Genomic DNA, 4,394 nt, shown 5'->3' with positions numbered 1-4,394 from the left:
TCTTGTGGAAGGATACCATCTGCCTCCGGTGAGGTTTACTTCCGAAGAAGCCGGAGCTTTGCTGTTGGCCGGGAAATTGGCGGGCGCGTTCGCAGACGCCAAAACGAAAAGTAATTTTGATTCGGCGCTCTATAAAATAAGAACGGTTCTGGGAAATGAAGATAAGGCGTTTGTGGCGGAAATAGAAGAAAAGATAGGCGCATTCGATACGTCCGGTGAAAATATGCCTGTGGAAAATAGTTTTATAAAGGATATTCAAACGGCGCTTTATCTAAAGAATATTATGGAGATTCACTATTATTCTCCCCCTGCAAACCAGACCACCGTAAGAAAAATCGAACCTGTTTCGCTGGGGTTTTATGAAAATCACTGGCATTTAATTGCCTATTGCCATTTGCGCCATGCTTATCGGGATTTTCGCATCGACCGCATTCAAAACCTGTACCTAACAGATCAAAGCTTTTCCAAGACGCATCCTCCCCTGGAAACGGTTATCAAAAAAATGCTTGGAGCAAAAAACCTATGCAATGTGACAGTACGTTTAAAAAAGGATAGCAATTACGAAATCATCAGGAATAAGTGCATATGGGGTTTGGTCGGAGAAAAGGATCTGGGCGGCAGAATGGAAATCATGCTGCTGACGGATTCTTTGCCGGTACTGGGGAGGTGGCTGCTTCATTATGGCCGGGAGGTAGAAATACTTTCTCCCGTTGAATTGCAAGAAGTCATGCGGCAATATGCCGCGGAAATAGCAGGGCAATATCTGGGAACGGAGTAAATTTCAAATAACCTGTATTAATTGCTTAGCCTTTGCTTTTCCTCATCGCCTTAAGAATATCCCTCATTTCCAACGCGTCTTTTTTAGCCATGTTCAGCCCCACACCGGTTGGTATCAAAATAAAGTACTCTTTGATAGCCTGCAAAGGCTATTCTATAAGCGTTTAATTTCTTTCCAAGTGTAAAATAGTTAATACAGATATCTATAAGGTTTCCGCAATCCTTCCTAGTTGTTCGGACATTCCCGTTATTTCTTGAATACTTGCACTCATTTCTTCACTGGCTGCTGCTTGTTCCTGGCTTGCACGCAGTGTTAATTCACTATTACGTCTTGCTATTTCAACTTTCTGCTTTATTTCATTAATAAACCCGTTGATTTTTATTGCAGTTGACTTTGATACGTCCGATAACTTTCGAATTTCTTCTGCGACTACGCCAAAACCATGGCCTGATTCCCCTGCCCGAGCTGCCTCGATAGCGGCATTCAACCCTAACATTTTTGTTTGGTCAGCTATCTGTTTGATAAAATCCAAAACCTCGGTAATTTTTTCTGAAGCTTCAATAATTTCAACAACATTCGTATTTAGATGCTCTTCATTACACGATACTTCTGAGGCGGATGCTGCCATCTCCTGAATTACTGCTGATATTTCATTTAAACTTTCACTTAATCTACAGGACATTTCTTGTAGGTCTTTTGCGGTTTTCTTTGGCAAGATCATACCAAATGTTGCAACCACTTTTGCAGGGTCGTCCTCATCAAAACAAGGATAGGAGGTTATCCTAACCGGTACGCCGTATGTACTGGCATCAAGGTCCTTCGATAACATTCGCTTTTCTTTTATGGCTATCCGTGCTATGGTGTTGTCACTCAATACATCTCCAATCTTCCATTGAGGTAAATCAAATTTGGCAGATCCTTGCAATCCCGCAACTTTATCTAAATCGGTTATATAAACAAAGGCTCCTTCATGAAACATCTCTGTGATAATAGGGGCAAAATCATAAAATGCTCTACCCAACGGATGTAAACGCGGGAAGATAAATCCCAGGACACCATGTACCACATCGTCATCGATAATCGGCAGACTGGTTATATGGATCCTGGTGCCATAAACTGAACGGGGAACTGCCTCATCAATTTGTCTTCTCTCCTCCATGGCCTTTACCGGCCCGCTTCCTTTTCTAAGCGGCATGCCCTCATTTAAACTTGGTATATTAAAGGCAGTTGAGGCTGCTTTGTACACTATTTTCTCCTCATCAGCTATGGCAATAATGCCTCCTCCAGGAATATTATTGACTAATATAGGAGCAATTTTTTTAATCGCTTCCGCAATTTGAGTGCTTATCATATCTTCCATCCCTCGAATTCCCTTTTTGATATACAATCCTCTGCCCGCATGCTGAATGCGGGCAGAGGGTGAAAATATTTGTCCTTGTCGACTCGTATCATTCACGGTATTAATATTCAAAAGCATTCACGGGAACATCTAGCGAAGAAGTATCACCGTACGCAATGATATCAGCGGCGATGCACACGTTGGGAACCACGTTCATCAAGTAGTACCGGGCGGCTGCCACTTTGCCAGTATAGTAGTTGTAGTCAAAGTGCTCCGGCCCTAGTTCATTGGCTTTGGCGTTGGCCAGGAGGGCTTGATCGAGTATTAGACGACCGCAGTAGAGTTGAGATGTCGCGGTCAATATACGGCGAGCGTGTAGAGGCATCATGCTGATTCGCTTTTCACCCATATAGGTGAACATGGTTTTTTGAATTTTGGCATAGGCTTCAAGGGCTGCGTTCAGGCTGATGAACTCATTCTTAAATTCGCTGTTATCTTGGTTAGCCGATGCAAAGTCTCTCATCTCCTGAATGAAAGCGGCAAAGACTGCGCCTTTCTTCATACTCCATTTGCGACCAACCAGGTCCATGGATTGAATGAAATTGGTTCCTTCCCAGATGGAGTAGATTTTTACATCACGGGCAATCTGGGCTACTGGATATTCTTCGCAATAGCCATAGCCGCCATAAGCCTGAATCGCTTCCCCGATAAGCCACCAGGCTTCATCGGATGGATAAGCCTTACATAAAGGTGTAGTTATTTCTATCAGCTCGTTGGCTCTGGCTACTTTTTCCGGATCTGTATCATGATGACGAACATCAAAGGCAAAATATGTTTTATATAACATAGCCCTCATAGCTTCCACATGGGCCTTACCCATTAGAAGTGTGCGTTTGATGTCTTCGTGATTAATAATGGTTGCACGACCTGCTTTAGGATCAGTCATCAACCTTCCTTGTATTCTTTCCTTGGCGTAATCACGGGCATTGTAATAGGCGTTGGCTATGCAGGAAAGTGCACAGTGCCCGGTTTCCATACGGGCCATGTTCATCATCTGGAACATCTGGACCATTCCTTCTCCGATTCCATCGTTTTCGAGCGGGTTTTTACCTAAAAGCCAGCCGCGGCAATTATTATTTTCACCCATAGCCAAAGCTGCAGTGCAAGAACCATGTTGTCCCAGCTTGTGTTCTACTCCGGTGGTAATTACATCATTATCTACCACGCTGCCGTCTTCGTTAATCCAAAGCTTGGGCACCACAAATAGTGAGATTCCTGCGGTTCCAGGTCTGGCGCCTTCGACTCGAGCCAGGTAAAGGTGGATAATATTATCGGTAAAATCATTGTCGCCGCCGGTAATAAATATCTTGCTGCCTTTAATCTTGAAAATTCGTGGATCGTCAGTGGGATAGGCTTTAGAAAGTATATCGCCCACATCGGACCCGGCGGTGGCTTCTGTCAGGCACATACTGCCGGTCCAGGTTCCGTCCATCATTTTAGGCAGGAACATTTCTTTTACTTCTTTAGAAGCAAAGCTTTGAATCAGGCCGGCCGCACCGCTGGTGAGAATAATATAAGGTGCAAAAGTCGGATTGGCTGCTTGCAACATTTCCCACACCATGGATTGAAGAAGGTGCGGCAGTACCATAGCATCTTCCGACTCATCAATGTTGCTGGTTCCCCATCCTTCGCTCTGTAATTGATGAAAGAGCGGTCCGAAGGTGGGAGGTAAAGTAACTTTCCCGTTTTCGAGCTTAACCGGATGTGAATCTCCGTCCTCATTGGTTAGTTCTACGACTTCCTTGCACATTTTTAGAATGGGGCCGAGAACTGATTTAACATCATCTTTAGAGTAATAGTCGGCAAATTGTGGATAGGAAAATACTTGCTCAGTAGGCAACCATTCCTGCAAAATAAATTCAAAATCCCTCGTATTCTGATAGGCAAAATTAGCAGACATATTGAACCTCCGTTCATATAAGAAAGCATCCCCAGTCCTGGAATAAGGAATGGGGGCTCCCCGTTATTGCTTAACAACTGTTTTTAAAAAGGGTGCCACCTGGGAGAGACTCCCAGGCGCAAAACATAAAGAAAAAATATAAGGGGGTTATTAACAAATTAAATATCCCGGGTCCAGATGCAAGCCATAGCTGGTCCGCCGCCTACGCAGGTGGAAGCGCCGCCGATGGTGGCTCCGATTCTTTCCATTTCATGAATAAGGCTGACTTGAAGACGCGCGCCGGTGCAGCCTACCGGATGGCCCAGAGCGATACCGGA

General features: G+C 44.4%; 3 protein-coding genes and 1 pseudogene. 1 reads left to right on the top strand and 3 read right to left on the bottom strand.

Features of this window, described 5'->3' with window-relative positions; all coding sequences use genetic code 11:
- Positions 1-778 (top strand): helix-turn-helix transcriptional regulator (locus tag B2633_RS05125; protein ID WP_483169587.1); only part of this gene is annotated, 778 nt, incomplete at its 5' end.
- A 202-nt stretch (positions 779-980) separates the two neighbouring features.
- Here B2633_RS05125 and B2633_RS05120 read toward each other — a convergent pair.
- From B2633_RS05120 to B2633_RS05110, 3 genes and pseudogenes are all read right to left on the bottom strand, one after another.
- Positions 981-2,249, bottom strand: a complete 1,269-nt coding sequence (locus tag B2633_RS05120) for a methyl-accepting chemotaxis protein (RefSeq protein WP_483169586.1) — start codon at positions 2,247-2,249, stop codon at positions 981-983.
- Positions 2,239-4,077 (bottom strand): acyl-CoA dehydrogenase family protein, encoded by a 1,839-nt coding sequence (locus tag B2633_RS05115; RefSeq protein ID WP_483169584.1) that lies wholly within the window; start codon positions 4,075-4,077, stop codon positions 2,239-2,241. The genes B2633_RS05120 and B2633_RS05115 overlap by 11 nt, the downstream gene beginning before the upstream one ends.
- A gap of 158 nt (positions 4,078-4,235) precedes the next feature.
- Positions 4,236-4,394 (bottom strand): annotated as a pseudogene (locus tag B2633_RS05110) (acetyl-CoA C-acetyltransferase); the annotation flags it as partial.

Origin of the sequence: Syntrophomonas sp. UBA1041 (assembly GCF_002316705.1) — a bacterium.
In the GTDB taxonomy this organism is placed as follows: Bacteria; Bacillota; Syntrophomonadia; order Syntrophomonadales; family Syntrophomonadaceae; genus DTU019.
The sequence above is the reverse complement of the archived record's forward strand: the minus strand, read 5'-3'. Positions and strand labels throughout refer to the sequence as shown.

Coding starts and splice junctions, on each gene's coding strand:
- B2633_RS05115 (WP_483169584.1), bottom strand. CDS start 4,077: ATGTCTGCTAATTTTGCCTATCAGAATACGAGGGATTTTGAATTTATT.